Annotated in this window: 14 protein-coding genes; 5 read left to right on the plus strand and 9 right to left on the minus strand. The window is 36.4% G+C overall.

Annotated elements, in window-relative coordinates; translation table 11 throughout:
* Positions 1–284: 284 nt before the first annotated feature.
* From ACSQ7D_RS08760 to htpG, 9 genes are all read right to left on the minus strand, one after another.
* The gene (locus ACSQ7D_RS08760; RefSeq protein WP_437135984.1) at positions 285–935 is read right to left on the minus strand and encodes a potassium channel family protein; all 651 of its coding nucleotides are present in this window, start codon (positions 933–935) and stop codon (positions 285–287) included.
* A gap of 3 nt (positions 936–938) precedes the next feature.
* Complete coding sequence (locus tag ACSQ7D_RS08765; protein WP_437135985.1) at positions 939–2267, minus strand: TrkH family potassium uptake protein; 1329 nt, start codon at positions 2265–2267, stop codon at positions 939–941.
* Positions 2268–2279: 12 nt separating this feature from the next.
* The gene (locus ACSQ7D_RS08770) at positions 2280–3149 is read right to left on the minus strand and encodes a mechanosensitive ion channel family protein (protein WP_437135986.1); all 870 of its coding nucleotides are present in this window, start codon (positions 3147–3149) and stop codon (positions 2280–2282) included.
* 138 nt (positions 3150–3287) lie between these two features.
* Positions 3288–4757 carry an IMP dehydrogenase gene (guaB, locus tag ACSQ7D_RS08775; protein ID WP_437135987.1) on the minus strand — a complete coding sequence of 490 codons (1470 nt, stop codon included), beginning with the start codon at positions 4755–4757 and terminating at the stop codon, positions 3288–3290.
* A gap of 138 nt (positions 4758–4895) precedes the next feature.
* Positions 4896–6443, minus strand: coding sequence for a sialidase family protein (locus tag ACSQ7D_RS08780; protein WP_437135988.1), 1548 nt, complete (start codon positions 6441–6443; stop codon positions 4896–4898).
* Positions 6444–6538: 95 nt separating this feature from the next.
* Positions 6539–7111, minus strand: coding sequence for a PhnA domain-containing protein (locus tag ACSQ7D_RS08785; RefSeq protein ID WP_002672699.1), 573 nt, complete (start codon positions 7109–7111; stop codon positions 6539–6541).
* A gap of 71 nt (positions 7112–7182) precedes the next feature.
* Positions 7183–9567: a TonB-dependent receptor domain-containing protein gene (locus ACSQ7D_RS08790; protein WP_437135989.1), complete on the minus strand. Its 2385-nt coding sequence runs from the start codon at positions 9565–9567 to the stop codon at positions 7183–7185.
* A gap of 102 nt (positions 9568–9669) precedes the next feature.
* Positions 9670–10407 (minus strand): EthD domain-containing protein, encoded by a 738-nt coding sequence (locus ACSQ7D_RS08795; RefSeq protein WP_437135990.1) that lies wholly within the window; start codon positions 10405–10407, stop codon positions 9670–9672.
* A gap of 165 nt (positions 10408–10572) precedes the next feature.
* Positions 10573–12468: a molecular chaperone HtpG gene (htpG, locus tag ACSQ7D_RS08800; protein ID WP_437135991.1), complete on the minus strand. Its 1896-nt coding sequence runs from the start codon at positions 12466–12468 to the stop codon at positions 10573–10575.
* 578 nt (positions 12469–13046) lie between these two features.
* On the opposite strand from htpG, the gene ACSQ7D_RS08805 reads away from it, so the two are divergent.
* From ACSQ7D_RS08805 to ACSQ7D_RS08825, 5 genes are read left to right on the plus strand one after another with little or no spacing between them, the layout of a single operon-like run.
* Positions 13047–15899, plus strand: coding sequence for an SNF2-related protein (locus tag ACSQ7D_RS08805; protein ID WP_437135992.1), 2853 nt, complete (start codon positions 13047–13049; stop codon positions 15897–15899).
* A 55-nt stretch (positions 15900–15954) separates the two neighbouring features.
* Positions 15955–16242 carry a hypothetical protein gene (locus ACSQ7D_RS08810; protein ID WP_002672706.1) on the plus strand — a complete coding sequence of 96 codons (288 nt, stop codon included), beginning with the start codon at positions 15955–15957 and terminating at the stop codon, positions 16240–16242.
* A gap of 17 nt (positions 16243–16259) precedes the next feature.
* Positions 16260–16484 carry a hypothetical protein gene (locus ACSQ7D_RS08815; protein WP_009421325.1) on the plus strand — a complete coding sequence of 75 codons (225 nt, stop codon included), beginning with the start codon at positions 16260–16262 and terminating at the stop codon, positions 16482–16484.
* 15 nt (positions 16485–16499) lie between these two features.
* The gene (locus ACSQ7D_RS08820; RefSeq protein WP_002672710.1) at positions 16500–17009 is read left to right on the plus strand and encodes a DUF4252 domain-containing protein; all 510 of its coding nucleotides are present in this window, start codon (positions 16500–16502) and stop codon (positions 17007–17009) included.
* A gap of 7 nt (positions 17010–17016) precedes the next feature.
* A complete protein-coding gene (locus tag ACSQ7D_RS08825; RefSeq protein WP_178976687.1) occupies positions 17017–18300 on the plus strand; it encodes a dihydrolipoamide acetyltransferase family protein in 1284 nt (427 codons plus the stop codon).
* The last annotated feature ends 80 nt before the right edge of the window (positions 18301–18380 follow it).

The raw sequence follows: 18380 nt of genomic DNA on the forward strand, positions 1-18380 counted from the left end.
AGTTTTTTGCTATATTTATCGACTCCTGTTTCTTTTACAAGAAATTCTAACTCTTTATCTTCTATCTTAGAAAAGATATTTGAAATTCTTTTTCTATTCTTTATTATAGTGGTCATAACTTTTTTTTGCAAAGATAATACTTACACAGTATTCCTACAAAAAAAAACATAGTTAAAAATCAGTGCTTTATAAATCTTCCTTACAGTTTTGGTTTAAAACTTTAGCAATGTTAATACCTAAAAAATTGATTACAGAAGCTATTTTTTAGCATAAAAAAGCTTTTTTTATACTACTCTATCAATTACATTGGTATTGGAGAGTATAACTAAAAGGTCGTCTTTGTTAAGTTTGACATTCGGGTCGGGGGTTACGTTCATTTTGCCATCGGAATGCTTTACTGCCAAAATATTTATCTCGTACTTATGTCGCAAATTGAGTTCCATCAATGATTTTCCTATATAGCTCTTGGGCACTTTTACTTCGTATATAAAATAATCTTCGGCAAACTTAAAATATTCTATAATAGTAGGTCGCAAAACGGAATAGGCTACTTTTTCACCCATTAATTCCTCTGGGAATACTACTTGCGTAGCACCTATTTTGTATAAAACCTTTTCTTGGGTGTGATTTACGGCTTTACAAATGACATTCTTCACCCCCAAATCCTTCAACTGCAAGGTAATAAGGATACTCGCCTGAATATTATCGCCTACACTCACAAAAGCAGTGTCGAAATCGTCTTTCACTACATTTTTGAGGGCAATTTCATCGGTAGCGTCCAAAATCACAGCTTCATCGATGATATTTTCACTGAGAGCTTGCTTGATAACACTCTCACGAGAATCTATTGCTAGCACAGTAGCTTTGTTTTTATAGAGTGTTTTGGCTACCGATTTGCCAAACTCTCCTAATCCTATGACTAAAAAATTCTTCATAATCTATCCTATTAAAATATTTTCTTTTGGGTATTTGTAATTTCCTTCAGCACGTGGTCTCGATAAGGCGAGTGCAATGGTAAGCGGTCCTACCCTGCCTAAAAACATTGTAAATATCAAAATAAATTTTGAACTATTGCCTAATTGTGAGGTAATTCCGGTAGAAAGTCCGCAAGTGCTGAATGCCGAAATGAGTTCGAAAGCTATTTTTGTAAATTCTAAATCGGGTTCTAAGGCTGTGAGTATTACAATCATTGTAAGCACATACATCATCGCAATAAACACGAGTGCTGAGGCTTTATTAAAGAGTTTCCAAGAGATGCGCCTCTTTGAAAATTCGATATAGTTCTTATTGAGTAATGCTGTTTTAATACCGAGAAATAAGATGCCAATAGTAGTAGTTTTCACGCCAGAACCTGTGGAGTTTGGCGATGCCCCTATAAACATAAACGTTACGCAAAAAAGAATGGTAGCACTGCTTAAATGCTCCAACGGAATCGTATCGAAACCTGCTGTACGCAAACTTACGGAGTGAAAAAAGCTAATAAGCATCTGTCCAAAGAAACTTTTCCCGTAAAGTGTGTAATAATTTTTATATTCTAAGGTAAAAAACAAGAACGTACCCGCAACGAGCAAGATAATAGTTGTTATAATTGAAAACTGAGAGTTAATATCGAGTCTTCGTCTCTTTTTTCGCAGGTATTCATAGGCTTGAATAATGGTTGTAAAGCCTAAACCACCAAAAATAACCAAAAAAGCGATGATAATATTTACAAAAACATTGTAGGTATAACCTTCGAAACTATGAGGAAACAAAGAAACGCCTGCATTACAAAAAGCCGATACCGAGTGAAACACTGAAAAGAATAATGCTTTTCCGAAAGGGAAATCTTGAATAAAAGAAACAAACAAACACAGTGCTCCCGTAGCTTCAAAAAGCAAAGTAATATACACCACACGCTTTGTTATGGCATAAATATCGTAACTTTTGTTGTGATTAAGCCCTTCGGCTACTATTTTTTTAGTATAAAAACCGATACGTTTAGCAATAAGCAACACCAAAACAGAGGAAATAGTAAGCACTCCCAATCCGCCAAACTGAATAAGCACTAATAAAATGAGTTTTCCGTAAATAGTAAAGGTCGCTCCTATATCTATCACCGAAAGGCCCGTAACGGTAACCGCCGAAGTAGCTGTAAAAAGTGCTTCGAGGAAAGAAATATCTTTCTGAGGCGTATGGGCAAAAGGCATCATCAAAAGCAAAGCTCCTACAACTATTAAGCCGATAAACGAAAGCATTATGAGGTTATATGGGGATATTCTTTTTAACATTGGGTTCAATTTTTATTGTTTATCCATCTGAACGGTACGAATAGGGAAAGGTATATTTATATTATGTGCATCAAAACACTTCTTGATAGCCATTATAGCTTCTGATTTATACAAAAAAGACTCAGAAAGTTTCTTGGAAGGAATAGTAAAATACACAATAAAATTGATAGAACTATCAGCGAACTCAGTATAATAAAAAGAAATGGTAGTGTCAAGCTCTTTTTGTTTCATCATCTGCCGAATGGTAGTTTCAGTAAGCATTTTCACCTGCTCCAAATCCGATTCATAACCTACGCCACAAGTAACTAACACATTGGCAGTATCACTTTCAGAATAATTTTTCATAGGATTGTCTACTATAAGCTTATTGGGTATCGACACATAGTTCCCGTCAGCCATTTTAAGCTTGATAGTACGCAAATTTATATCTTCAATAGTTCCTGTATAGCCCATAGTTTCAATTTGATGCCCTATGCGAATGCTCTTGCTAAAAGATAAGGTAATGCCTGAAAAAGTATTGCTAAGCGTGCCTTGTAAAGCCAAACCGATAGCTAAACCTGCTACTCCTGCTCCTGCCAAAATGGTTTTGAACATATTTTCGAGGTCTAAAATATTTAGCGAAAACATAAAGAAGATAATAACTACCAACACAGAAATAATATTGCCAAGCATTATGCGTGAAGAAGGTTTTACACCACGCTTTTCTAAGATACGAATGGCTATTTTTTTGATAAGTCTAGAAAGATAAAAACCTAAAATAAAGACTAATAAGGCTATAACGATATTAGGTGTTTTATCGATGAAGAGTTGAATCCATAGATGTATTTTTTTAGTGAATACTTCTATAATATTAATGTAATCATTTACTATTCCGTTTTCCATTGAGTCTAATAAGTTTGTTTTACCAAATGGCAAAAGTACAAAATATATTGCTGATACGCACTTTTTTGTTATTTATTACATAAATGAGGCTGTCTAATCTTTGCAGACAGCCTCATTTATGGAAGTTATATTCGTTTATTAACGTGAATAATTAGGAGCTTCTTTGGTGATGGTAATATTATGGGGGTGGCTTTCGGTAATTCCGCTTGCAGTGATGCGCACAAAGCGACTCACGGCTTGCAACGTTTCAATATCCTTGGCACCACAGTATCCCATACCTGCGCGCAAGCCTCCGATGAACTGATGCATACTTTCTTGTAGTTCGCCTTTGTATGCCACGCGCCCTACAATGCCTTCGGGCACAAGTTTTTTGATGTCGTCTTCTACATCTTGGAAATAACGGTCTTTACTACCTTGGTTCATCGCTTCTACCGAGCCCATACCGCGATAAGATTTGTATTTTCTGCCTTCGAAAATGATAGTTTCCCCTGGTGATTCCTTAGTGCCTGCAAGCAGAGAGCCAAGCATCACACTATTGGCACCTGCGGCGATGGCTTTTACGATATCGCCGGTGTAGCGAATGCCCCCGTCGGCAATCACAGGGATTCCTTTACCTTTAAGAGCGTTTGTAACGTTCATCACCGCTGATAATTGAGGATAACCCACGCCTGCCACCACTCTGGTAGTACATATAGAGCCTGGACCTATGCCTACTTTCACTGCATCGGCGCCATTTTCGGCTAAATAAAGGGCAGCCTCGGCAGTGGCAATGTTTCCTACCACTACTTCTAAGTCGGTAAACTTGCTTTTTACGGCTTTAAGAGCGTTCACTACGCCTTTTGTATGTCCGTGAGCTGTATCAATAACTACGGCATCAACTCCTGCTTGTACAAGAGCTTCGGCGCGGTCTACCACATCGGCAGTAACGCCTAAGGCTGCTGCTACGCGCAAGCGTCCTAAGCTATCTTTGTTAGAAATAGATTTTTCTTGCAAATTGGCAATGTCTCGGAAAGTAATAAGACCTACTAATTTGTAGTTTTTATCTACTACGGGGAGTTTTTCTACCTTACTGCGTTGTAAAATACCCTCAGCTTCCTTCATAGAAGTGCCTTCGTTGGCAATCACAAGGTTTTTAGAGGTCATTACTTCGGTTATTGGGCGATTATTATCGTGTTCAAAGCGTAAATCACGGTTAGTTACAATGCCTTTTAAGATTCCGCCGGCATCAACAATGGGGATACCGCCAATATTATTTTCTTTCATACAGCGTTTTGCATCACTCACCTTGCTGTTTAAGGGAAGCGTAACAGGGTCGATAATCATACCGCTTTCGGCGCGTTTTACTTTGCGTATTTGTTTGGCTTGCTCCTCAATAGTCATATTTTTATGAAGCACCCCTATGCCTCCTTCGCGTGCCATAGCTATAGCCATAGCAGCTTCGGTTACAGTGTCCATAGCCGCTGAGATAATGGGCACATTCAGGGTGATGTTACGGGTAAAACGTGAGGTTATCGACACTTCACGAGGTAATATCTCAGAATAATTGGGGATAAGAAGAACATCATCATAGGTAAATCCTTCATTAATAATTTTATCTTGGAAATTCATTTTAAAAAAGAGAATTTAGTTGCGTGCAAATGTACTTCTTTTTTTATATACGAAGCAAATTTTTCGAGTATTTTAAATCAAACAAATAGAGACAATACTCTTTATATCGTCTCTATTAAGGTTACAAATTCTTTTGCTTTACTTGATAAACTCTTTGATAGGCACTTTTTGGAAGTATAAATCTCCATCACCTTCGTAAAGAATACCTATATATTTATTGTCTATTACAGTAAGACAAGAATAGCCCATAGCTGCTTGCTCATACAACAATATTGAAGGTAGTTTATCCCAAGTATTACCTTCGTCATTACTTGCTTTGATAGTCATATTTACTCTGTTCTTTGCGTCATTAGGATTAGAGAAGAATAAATACTGTTTTCCCTTTTTGTCTTTATAAGAAACGATACTTGCCATACAATTAGGTTCGGTGAGAGCAGTGCGAGAGGTATTGTGCTCTATCCACGTTTTGCCCATATCGGCAGTAACGGCTACTGAGCGCCCGTGATAGTTATCAGAAAGCTCATAATTAGAGCGATTGCGGTCGTCGCGCATATTGAGCATTAGTGCACCATCGGAAAGTTCTACCACTTGCGCCTCAGTAGTGTGTGATTTGGCTCCTGTACCTACGTGCCACGTTTTTCCGTGGTCTTTACTGTAAATAATAGTAGAATGAGGCACTTGGTCTTTATCCTTAAACTGACCTGCAAATACCAAAGTACCATTACTCATAGAGATACCTCTGCCAGGTCCTTGGAAAAAGAGCCTCCATTCAGGATTTTTGATTTGAGAGGTGATATTGATAGGTTCACTCCACGTTTTGCCATCGTCTTCACTTTTTACTACTACTATTTGTCCTGTTTCCTCAGGAGTCATTCCACTTTTAGAGCCCCACCAACTCATTGTTTGAGGATCTAAGCCGTGCTGCCACAAGCCCATCACCCAAATAGTGTTGGTTTGCTCATCTACTAAAACTGCGGGATCTCCCACCCCATTAAGACGGTTAGGTTTTCCTCCCCATTCGCCCATATCAATCACTTTTTTCATTGGCTCCCACGTTTGTCCACCATCAGTACTGCGACTCATTCCCACATCGATGTCTTCTTGCAAATCCTTGCAGTTGTTGTAACGATTGTCGTAAACGGCTATCAGCGTACCCTTATTAGTGGTTACAAGCCCTGGTATACGGTAACACTCTATGCCATCTTGCTTACGCTGACGAAGAGCAATAGCAAAACGCTGTCCTTCTTTTTTAGCATTATTGAGCGTAATTTTTGTCTCATTAGTGATGAGTTTTATCTTTGATAAGTAGAGTTTTTGTAAGAGGTCTGGTTTTTGAGTAGTACGAGCAGAAACCCAAACAAAAAGGGTATCATTAGTAGCTTTGAAATTCCCTTGTAGTTTGGTATTACAACTGAGATTCGAAGTTTTAGCAAAAAGTGTTGCTTGTTCTCTTTTAGCGTTAGCACCTACATAAACAGAGAGTTCAGATAGATTGAGCTTTTTACTTTTAAACTGCAAAGAAATTTCTTTTACCTCTGTCCCTTGTTTTATAGGCAGTACAAATGAGGTAATAGGATTATCTTTATCTGTAGCCAAAGGCATTTGCGCTTGAGTAAAAGTCATTCCTTTTTGCGCATAGCCCAAACTAAGAAAACATAATGCAATAATGGTAAATAGTTGTTTCATTTGTTAATTTGTTAATTTAGAGATTGATTATTAATATTATAGACTTTGTCAAAGTCTTTAACTTTGACAAAGTTGTGATGTAAACTCATACAATATTATGCCTTTTTCACATATTGAGTAAGGATAACGATTTGTTGTCCATCAACTTTGCCTTCTATATATTCAGCGTTTTCGGGGTCGAGAGTGATTTTGCGCACAACAGTACCTTGTTTAGCTGTCATACTAGTGCCTTTTACTTTCAGGTCTTTGATAAGCACAACGTTATCACCATTAGCGAGTACTGCCCCATTGCTATCTTTGTGAATTACCTTTTCGCTCTCTTCTAAATGGTCGTCGGAAGCTTGGGCAAAAGCCAATTCTTCCTCATCTAAATACATCATATTTAGAAGGTCGAGCGACCAGCCTTCATTTTTGAGTCGGTTGAGGAGACGCCACGCCATTATCTTTACAGGGCGGTGTTCGCTCCACATACTATCGTTGAGGCAACGCCAATGGTTGCTATCCATCGTTTCGGGATTTTGTATTTGACTAAGGCAAGTACCACATACCAAAAGGCTATCATCTGTACTTTCGTTTCTAGCAGGAGGCACTGTATATACACTTAGGTTTTCAGTAGCTCCACAGAGCTCACAACAATTACCACTACGAGATTTTAGTTCTTGTAACATCTTAATTTAATTTGTCGATTTTCAATTAATTAATGTGCAAATATAGAGAGTTTTCTCTGAACTACACAAATTTATTCTTTTATTAATCTGTCTTTTTCTGAATTATCTACTTGTATTTCATTTGTTTTAGATTGATTATTACCAAACTTATAGATTACAGAAAAATGTACACTGCGATTATCGTTGAAGATTCTATTTCTAAATTTATAAGTGCTATAATCGACGCTATTCCTTGCTATTGTTGTGTTAAAAGGGTCGGTTAAGTAGATATTTACATTCAATTTCTGTTGTAAAAACGATAGAGAAGCTCCTAACCGCATTAGGAAAGTGTTCTTAGAGACATACATTTCTTCAACTCCTTTGGTGTTGTACAGCATATTCAAAAACAGTTTATTAGTTTTATCCTCATTCAAGGCTATGGTGAAATTTGATAACAAAGTGCCGTGTATTCCTCTTAAATTCTTATCAGGTAAACTTTCCTCTGCCGATTTAGATTGTTGATAGGATACATTAGCACTACTATAGTTAGATATACAATTAGAAATCTCCCAATTATAAGCCAACTCAGAACCTACACTATAAGTAGTTAATACATTCTTTGGTTGTGTTACTACTACATTGTTATTATTTTCAGTAGAAACTACAAAAGCCCAATTATCAGCTATTTTAGAACCATATAGAGAAAACGATAGGTTTCCTTTATACACATATCCAAACTCTACATTGGTGGTGATATTAGGCAATAAATCTGGATTGCCTATTTCGTAATTATTGGCGTCTTTGTAATTCCTAAAAGGATTCAAATCATATAAACTTGGTCTTGCAATTCGTTGGTTAAAAGAGAGAGCATAAGAATGATTATTATTTGGTTCATAAGAAAGAGATATGGTAGGGAACCAATTGTAATAACGTTTTTCATTGGTAATATTTTGAGTTATTAATGTTTCTTCTGTTTGGGTATGCTCATATCTTATACCAGCACTTAAAAAGAGTTTTTCAGTAAGATTGCAAGAGAGATTCAAATACATTGCCCATAAGCGTTCTTTGTAAAGAAAATCATTGGATTTTGAGGTATCAAAAACATCTAATCCGCCTATTTTATTGTAGAATTTCACTCCGTTATCATTACTAAAATAAGTACCTTTACCACCTAATTCAATTTTTGTATTCAAAAAAGTTGTTTCTAAGTTGGTACCAAAAGCATTGATTTTGAAAGTATAGTCTATATTATTCTTATTTTCAGAAGAACTCTCTAATATTTGTCCATCTCCTCTGTAATTATTAGCTCTGAATACAGAGGTAGAATTATTCGTATTTCTATTATGATTGAAATAAAACTTCAATTGGCTACCCAAAGTATCTAATTTGATATCTAAGTAAGGAGAAAATGAGAGACCTTTATTATTACCCAAAGTATTAGTAGGCAATTGTTGAGTTTTTAATATACTTTGGGCATTATTGTAGAATTTAACCTCAGAATGCCCGTAAGCATTGTTATCCCAGTTGCTGTAATTGAGGTAGAAACCCAAATTAATAGCTTTTACCAACTGATAGTCGGCATTGAGCTGATGACTTAATCCTTTGTCTATTCTTTCAGTATTTTCAACGGACTCTCTTTGCTCATCAGTGAAAAGTAGTTTGTTTTTATTCTCAAAATTCCTATTTTCATCACCATAAAACAAATTGTAATTGAGAATTAGTTTCTCGTTGGAATAATTGAGTGTTAAAGCGTTATTTACACTTGCTTTGGTTCTGAGTATAGAAGTTGAAGAGATATTGGCATCAAAACCTGTATTTAGTTTTTTCTTTAGCTTGATATTAATAAGACCTGTATTTCCTGCTGCATCGTACTTTGCTGATGGGTTAGTAATAATCTCTATTTTGTCGATATTCTCAGACCTCAATGTTTTTAAGTAGTTCTTTAAATCATCACCTGAAATATTGAGCAGTCTATCGTCTATCATTACTAATACATTGCTTTTACCGATAATTTTTAGTCCGTCGCTGGTGGGGTCGATTCGAGGAATGTTTTTGAGCAATTCATCACTACTGACCCCTGTAGAGAGTAGACTATTCTGTACATTATACACCAACCTATCCGACTTCTTTTCAATTAGTTGTTTCTTTGCTGTAAGGATTACTTCTGATAACTGATGTGCATTATCAATCATCAGTACCCCTAAGTCTGTATTTTGATTAAGTACTATTGTTTTTTGGTATAGTATTTCACCTAAATATCTTATCACAAGGGTAAAGTTTCCTTTCTTATTTACAGACAATGTAAAATCACCTTTATTTCCCGATAATTCACTTAAAAAAGGTTTATTATTCTCATATAGTATCACTTCAGCAAATTCAATAGGGAGCTGGTACATATCAGTAAGTTTCCCTTTTATTGACTGAGAAAAGAGAGAATAACTGAATAAGAAAAAGGAATATAGAAGTAAAGGCTTCATAATAGTTTATCGTATATTCTCTGCAAAAATAAAGTTTTTCTTAGAAACTACAAAAAAAAGAGGCACGAGCTTGTAGCTCGTGCCGGCGTGTGATAATTTTTATTATAAAAACTCTACTTTTAAATAACAAATTTTACCTTCTGAATTTAGTTTTGCTGTATCTTTACCTTTAAAGGCAAAGAAAGTACCATCTTTTCGTTTTCCTGAGACAGCCCAATGAGTTTCAAGAGTATTTTCAGTAACTTTAATGGTTTCCCAAAGGTGTTTTGTAGTTTTATTCCTTTCAAAGAATTGTTTAAAAAAAGAGATCACTGCAGTTTTCCCTTTCATTTGTGAACCATCGGCACTTAACATTGTAATATCTTCAGAAAACAAAGCTATTAACTTATCAAAGTCTGCTACACTATTTCCTGCATAATCTGACAAATAGAAATACTCATCAAGAACTGTCCAATTCTTAACTTCAAAAGGCAATTTATCAAATATTCTTTCCTCAGTACCGAGCCACATTACGGAGTTTGCCATATCTACAAATTTAAGTTCATCGGCACGGAGGTCGGCTAAGGCTTTTTGCCCCTCAGGAGTGTTTCGGGCTCTGAGAAAATCGTCTTTACTTTCATACCACAATTCACCCATAGCATCAAAGGTAAAAGGGAGGGTTTCTCGCTGTGTAGACGATTTTTCATCAGTAGGTTGAAAAGGAAATGTTTTAGTATAATCCTTTATCAGCAGGGCTTCTTTATAGTTTATTACTTTTTGAGAATGTGCTTCCCATAGTTTTATAAATTCTTCTGTGCTAAGATGCTGTTTCTTGCGCACAAACATTATAATCTTAAACATATCAATATAAGTTATCAGAATAATTAAAAGATTGTAAGGAATTTTACAAAACGTTTCTACAAAACATATTGTAAAAATACCTGACTATCATTATATTCAACTTTGCCAAAGGTCGTAGCACGACAAGCTACTAAAACCTTTGGCAAAGTGTATGGTGTTCATTTACTAATTTGCTAATTTGTTAATTTCCCAATTTCTCTTTACAAAGTCGGCAAGTTCTTTACCTTTGAGGAGACCTTGTGAGAGTCGTGCTAAATCAAAGGCTTGCTTGATAAGGCTTTCTTTTTGAACTTCATCTTTAGAGTGGAGGATAGCATCGGCTAAAGGAGAATTGCTATTTACCACTACGTGATACACTTCGGGGAAACCTCCCATAGCAAACATACCACCTCCTCCGGTAGCACTCATTTCCTTCATACGGCGCATAAATTCAGGTTGATTGATAACAAATGGCGTATCATCGCTGTCTAAGTCTTCTAACTGCACCATATAGCCTTCTTTAGGAATTACTTTCTCAATTTCAGCTTTCAGTGTGTTTTTCTCTTCGTCGGAGAGTTTGGCAATAATAGGTTCTTCTTTTTGTATCAGCTTAGTTACAGGAGCAGCATCTACACGGGTGAAAGTAAGTTTCTCATTATCACCTTCTAACTTCTGTATCAAGTGCGATACGATAGGGCTATCCAATAACAACACTTCGTAGCCTTTTTCTTTGGCTTGCTCAATAGCTGTGTATTGCTGTTCTTTATTTTGAGCGTATAACACTACCAAAGTACCATTTTTGTCGGTTTGTTCAGCTTTTATTGCTTCTTTTAGTTCTGCCAAAGTGTAATACTTGCCATCGGTAGTGGGGTACAACATAAAATCGGCTGCTTTTTCGTAGAATTTATCATCGGTAAGCATACCATATTCGAGCACTATCTTAATGTCGTTCCACTTGTTTTGGAAGTCGTCGCGATTATTAGTAAAGAGTGATTTCAGCTTATCAGCTACCTTACGAGTGATGTAATTAGCAATCTTCTTTACATTACCATCGGATTGGAGGTAAGAACGCGATACGTTTAGCGGAATATCTGGCGAATCTATCACCCCTTTGAGCATTGTTAAGAACTCGGGCACTATACCTTCGACGTTATCGGTAACAAATACTTGGTTTTGATACAACTGTATGCGGTCTTTCTGTAACTGCATATCGTTAGTGAGTTTAGGAAAATATAGAATACCGGTAAGGTGGAACGGATAATCTACGTTCAGATGAATGTGGAACAGGGGTTCATCGAACTGCATTGGATAGAGTTCGTGATAGAACGCCTTATAATCCTCATCTTTCAAATCGGCTGGCTGTTTTGTCCAAGCAGGATTAGGGTTATTTACAATATTATCGACCGTTACATATTCCGTTTTATAATCCTCAGGGGCATTTTCAGGGCGAGGTAACGGCTCTTGTTTTGTGCCAAATTTAATTGGGATAGGCATAAAGCGGTTGTACTTGCGCAATAGCTCTTCGATACGGAAGTCTTCCAAAAACTCAGTAGAATCATCGGCGATGTGCAAGATAATTTCAGTACCACGTTCGGTGCGCAGGTCGGTTTCCTCTAAGGTAAATTCAGGACTACCGTCGCATACCCAGCGCACGGCTGGAGCATCGGTATAGGATTTGGTGATGATTTCCACTTGTTTGGCTACCATAAAAGCAGAGTAGAAGCCCAATCCAAAATGACCTATCACTCCGGCGTCTTTGGCTGTATCTTTATATTTCTCCAAAAACTCCTCAGCTCCTGAAAAGGCAATTTGGTTGATGTACTTTTCGACCTCTTCTGCCGTCATTCCAATACCTTGGTCGATTATATGGAGGGTTTTATTGTCCTTATCGACCTTCACTTCGATGATAGGGTTCCCATATTCCACTTTTGCCTCGCCTATAGTAGTGAGGTGTTTCAGTTTAAGGGTTGCATCGGTAGCGTTGGAGATAAGTTCACGCAAGAATATCTCGTGATCGCTGTACAAGAATTTTTTAATAAGTGGAAAGATGTTTTCCACAGAGACGTTTATATTTCCTTTCATTTTTATTTAGTTAAGAAGTAAGAGATAAGAGGTAAGACTCGTATCTCTTAATTTGTTATTTACTAGGGGGAATATAGCGAAAAGAGTACCAAAGTAGGAGGAGGTGACAAAATGGCAGGTGAGAGGTCGTACGGTATTTTAATTAGCAAATTAGAAAATTAGAAAATTAGAAAATTAAAGAGAGTTTATAGAAAAGACGGTGCGAGACGAACAAAAGACGAACAAAAGACGAACAAAAGACGAACAAAAGACGAAGAAAGGACGAACAAAAGACGAACAAATGACGAACAAATGACGGTGCGAGCCGCACGGGCAGATAAACAAATGACGAACAATGAACGAAGAATAAATGGTGATAAAATAAAGGTAAGGTGAAGATATAATATATCAAGTTTTAACCTTGCCAAAGTTTGAAATTTTCGCAAAGTGAGGACAAATATCTTGCAAAGTGTTGTTCAATAAACGTTTTTTCCTATCGATGTTGATAAAAAGAGGTTACTTAGTTTTTTTATTCCTGTAAAAATACTGTACCTTTGTCCGCTGAATACAAAACCTTACAGCAATTACATTATTGAGTTATGTTTTTATTTTTTGATTTTAGCTTTCACCCTACCATAGAACTAGCTTTGCCTAATGCTTATTTAGCCGAAAAACAAAACGGATACGCCTCGTTTTACAAGAAAGCTACCGCAGAAGTATTACATAGTTTGACTAACTTTGAACCATCAGAAAGTGAAAAAGAGGCTTTAAGTATCGTAAATAGTCTACAACCTAATATTCTACATCAAAAATATATCAAAAAAGGGGATAGTTTTGAGGAAATATACAAAAATGCCCAAATAAAAAAGCATATTCAACAACAAATAGAAGAAAAAACGGCTGAATTACTTTCTATTATTGCAGAAAATAGTTTGTTTATCACTACTAACCACAATCACAAAGACGATATCAGTAAGAAAATACTACCCATAAGCACGAATATAATTGAACCTCTATTGGAATTTACAAAAATTGAAGGAGGTATTAGTTATCGGTTGTTGTTACAGAAAGACGATGAAAAATTATTGCCTTCTGAAAGCCATATCGAACTGCTGAACAACTTATACGCTTGGATTGTACTCAAAGGGCAAGTAGTGCGAGTAGCACATATTAAAGCTTCGCACCTTAAACCTTTTTTGAATAAAGAAAGTACCTTTATTCCCGAAAAAACTTTCCCCGAATACTTCGAGAAATTCCTTAAAAAAGTACTTAGAAATGCACAAGTAGAAACAAAAGGCTTTAAAATTATTACTCAGAATGAATTAAAAAGTAGTGAATTGGATATTTTATACGATTTCTTTGCTAATCATTACAAAATATACATACACTTTGATTACAATGGTTATACTTTTGACAGTAATCAAGCGAAAAACAATCAGTCGAACTTAGAAATAAGCCCCAATAACGATATAAAAATATATAATTACCAACGAAATAAAGAAGAAGAAACTAGAAAGTATCGCCTTTTGGAACAGTTAGGTTTTGTGAACGACGGAGGTACTTTTTCAGTTGAAAGTAAAGACCCTTTTGCTTCGTATTTTCATCTGTTGCACTGCAAAAAAGATTTGGAAGAAGCAGGTTTTGGCTTTCATACTTTTAGCATAGAAGGTGGAAAAGAGATCAGTGAACATCTGCCTGAGCTCATTTTTGCAGAAACAAGTACCGAAAACGATTGGTTTGACCTCAATATAAGAGTAAAACAAGGAGAAAATAGCTTTCATTTTAAAGATTTAATCAAGAATTTAAAAGAAAATAACCCTATTTACTTACTTCCTGATGGAAAAGCCTTCATTATTCCTCAAGAATGGTTTAGTAAGTTTGGTAGTATTGCCAAATATACACAAATTAGGCAGGAGAAACTGCAAATTAGCAAGAGTAACTATGCACTCTTGGAAGCTGTACCCGAGATAAAACCTCAGAACTTAGTAGAAAAAGTGAGTTATACCCCCTCGCCTAACCTACGAGCTACCTTACGTCCGTATCAAATAGAGGGTGTAGAGTGGCTTTTACAACACTATTACAATGGTGTGGGGGCGTGCCTTGCTGATGATATGGGACTTGGGAAAACACTACAAACCATTGCCTTATTGGTGGCTATACACGATGCTTTACCCGAAAAAACGATTGAAACTGCCGACCTTTTTTCAGGAATAGAAAAGAGTAAAGAGGCTCTAAAAGTATTGGTTATTCTGCCTTCATCGCTTATTTTTAATTGGTATGACGAGACTAAAAGGTTTGCCCCACATTTTAAATGCACACAATACGTGGGGGCTGACCGAAAAGTAAAAGCCAAACGCTTAGGTAATTACGATGTGGTTTTTACCAGTTATCCGATAGTAGAACGCGATGTGGAACTCTTCCAAAAGTACGAATTTAGGTATATCATTTTAGATGAAAGCCAGCGTATTAAAAATAAGAACTCAAAGACATTCAAAGCGATACACACCTTAAAAGCGACTCATCGGATTGCGCTGAGTGGGACACCTATTGAGAACTCACTCAGTGACTTATGGTCGCAGATGCAATTTATCAATCCGAATATACTGAAAAGTTATGCTTCGTTTTACAAGAACTATGAAGTGGAAATCAGCAAAAAGAAAAACACACAAGCCTTAGAGGAGTTAAAGACCATTATCAATCCGTTTTTACTAAGGCGGACAAAGGAGCAAGTGCTTGACGATTTGCCAGAAATGGAAGAGCAAATTATCTACTGTCCTATGAGTGAAGCCCAACACAAATGGTATGAAACAGAAAAATCGAAAGTGCGTAACCAGCTTTTACAAATTAATGAGCCAATCACTGAATTTAACACCCTAAATATGCTAATGAGGCTTAGAAAAATAAGCTTACACCCTAAATTAGTAGACAAAGAGAGTAAAATTGCATCAGGAAAGTACGAAGAAGTGATAAATTATATGGAGGAATTACTACAATCATCTCGAAAAGCACTTATTTTTAGCAGTTTTGTGAGTCATTTAGCACTTTATGAAGAATGGTGTAACAAAAAAGGGATAAAATATGCTAAACTAACGGGAGAAACACCTTCGTTTGAGCGCAAGAACCAAGTAGAGATGTTCCAGAACAATCCTAGTATATCGTTCTTTTTCATTTCGCTTAAAGCAGGTGAGGTAGGGTTAAATCTCACGCAAGCCTCTTATGTTTTGTTATTAGACCCGTGGTGGAATCCGTTTTCTGAAAAGCAAGCTATTGGGAGGGCTCACCGTATAGGGCAACAAAATAAAGTGAACGTGATACGCTTTGTGAGTAAGGATACCATTGAGGAAAAAATCATCAAATTACAGAAAAGTAAAACAGAACTTTCCGAAAACATTATTGATGAAAATCACATCATTAAGGAAGTAATGGAACAAATTAATAGCTTATTGGAATAATTTTTGTGCAATATTTTATTGTTAATTATCAATTATTTTTTACCTTTGCATTATTATGAAGATTAGATTATTTAAATTACCAAAAAACAAGCGCTTTAACTATACTCCTCGTTACTACGAAGGGAAGGAAGAAGGCAACCCTTTTGAGATGGGCTCCCGCATTCGCAAAGACCGCGAAACTGTGACGAACCACTTCACGGAAGAATGGCGTTCTATCCGCAGTGAGAGTCGCAACCGAAAAAACGCAGGGGTAAACAAAACTTTTTGGATAGTGTTATTAGTATTAATATTGATAACTCTTTACTTCCTTGACTTTGATTTATCAATATTCAGAAGACATTAACAAAGTTACAAGAAAATATGAAAAAAACTATTGCAATTTGTGTACTCATAGCGGTGGCGATAGGATTAGGCTCTTTTTATTGGGTGAAACAGCAACGCGAATGCAAAGAAGCAGAGTACAACTACCAAGTAATAAGAAAAGGGCTTTTAATACTCTCAGAGGAATATAATAAAGGCGCTGAGAAAGTGCAATATCTCAAAGAATATGAAGAAACTAAAAACAAAATAGTTAAAGAACATTAACAACATATTGTTACTATGAAAATAAAGAAAATATTAATGCTATCTGCTTTTTGGGTGACCATAGCTGTTAACGGACAAACAGCCTTTGAAAAGTTAGAAACCAATAAAGATATTAGCACTGTGGTAGTATCGCAGAAGATGTTTCAGATGCTATCAAAAATTGACAGTAAAGATGCGGAAGCCAAAGAGTTTATGGAAGTTGCTAATAAGCTCAAAGGAATGAAGATATTCACGACTGAGAGTAAAACGGCTGCTGGGCTAATGAAAACAGAAGCACAACAGTACCTTAAAACAGCAGGGCTATCAGAATTAATGCGAGTAAAAGACAAAGCTCAAAATGTGAAATTCTACACCAAAGAAGGGAAAGATGCTACCCACGTATCGGAACTACTAATGCTTGTAGAACCGACCGAGACTTCAAAACAAACTATAGTATTATCGCTCACAGGTGATATAGACCTTAATAAAATAAGCGTATTAACCAAAAATATGAACCTCCCACAAGAGGTTAAAGAAATAAAGTAGCAGGAAAATGGCAAGATATGAATTAATTTTCCCTTCATTAGGAGAAAGTGTAACAGAGGCTGTTGTTACCAACTGGCTGAAAAAAGTAGGCGATCCTGTAGAAGCCGAAGAAAGTATTGTGGAAGTATCTACAGATAAAGTAGATACTGAAGTACCTACTGATGTGTCGGGTATTCTGGCTGAAATCAAGTTTCAAGTGAATGACGTTGTGAAAGTAGGTGAAGTAATAGCTGTTATTGAGACACAAGAAGAGATTAGCACTTCTGGAGAGGCGCTTGATGTTGTACAACAATCGGTTGCAAGTTTAGAAAAAAACATTGCTAACATACAACAAAGTACCTCAGCTCACCCACAAGTAGACTTCAGCAAAACAGAGCGTTTCTATTCACCTTTGGTAAAGAATATCGCTAAGAAAGAAGGTATCAGTTTAAGTGAGTTAGACAGCATCAAAGGAACGGGGTTAAACGACCGCGTAACCAAGAGTGATATTCTTGACTATCTATCGCATAGGACACAAGGAAAAGCAAAGCCTTCAGCTACTTTTGATGCTACTCCTGCCGATAAGAGAGTTTATACCAAACGCGGTGAAGAACGAATTGAAATGAGCCGTATGGGTAAACTCATTGCAGAGCATATGCTAAAAAGCAAACTTACTTCAGCACACGTACAAAGTTTTATTGAGGTAGATGTAACCCGTATATGGAAATGGCGCAATAAAGTAAAAAAAGCATTTGAAGAGCGCGAAGGTGAGAAATTCACTTTTACACCTATCTTTATGGAAGTGGTTGCCAAAGCACTTGTTGATTTTCCTATGATGAATGTCTCAGTAGAAGGAGATAGCATTATCAAGAAGAGAAATATTAATATAGGTATGGCTACTGCGCTATCAGACGGTAACCTAATTGTTCCCGTTATAAAAAACGCTGATGAACTCAGTTTAAGAGGTATGGCAAAAGTAGTAAATGACCTTGCTAATAGAGCTCGTGCTAATGCACTCAAGCCCGATGAAGTGAAAGATGGCACATATACAGTAACCAATATAGGTTCATTTGGCACTTTGTTTGGTACTCCTATTATTAATCAGCCACAAGTAGGTATCTTAGCAATAGGAGCTATCCAAAAAGTTCCCGCTGTAATTGAAACTCCAGAAGGAGACACAATAGGGATTCGTTATAAACTAATGCTTTCTCACAGTTATGACCATCGTGTTGTAAATGGAGCCTTAGGAGGAATGTTTGTACAGCGTGTAGCTAAATATCTTGAAGAGTGGGATATGAATAGAGTACTATAAAATAATTTCAATAATGTGATTATATAGAAAAACGGGAAGTTTAATTAAAACTTCCCGTTTTATTAGAATATGGTTTTTCT

The sequence above is a fragment of the Capnocytophaga sp. G1920 genome, assembly GCF_051417515.1.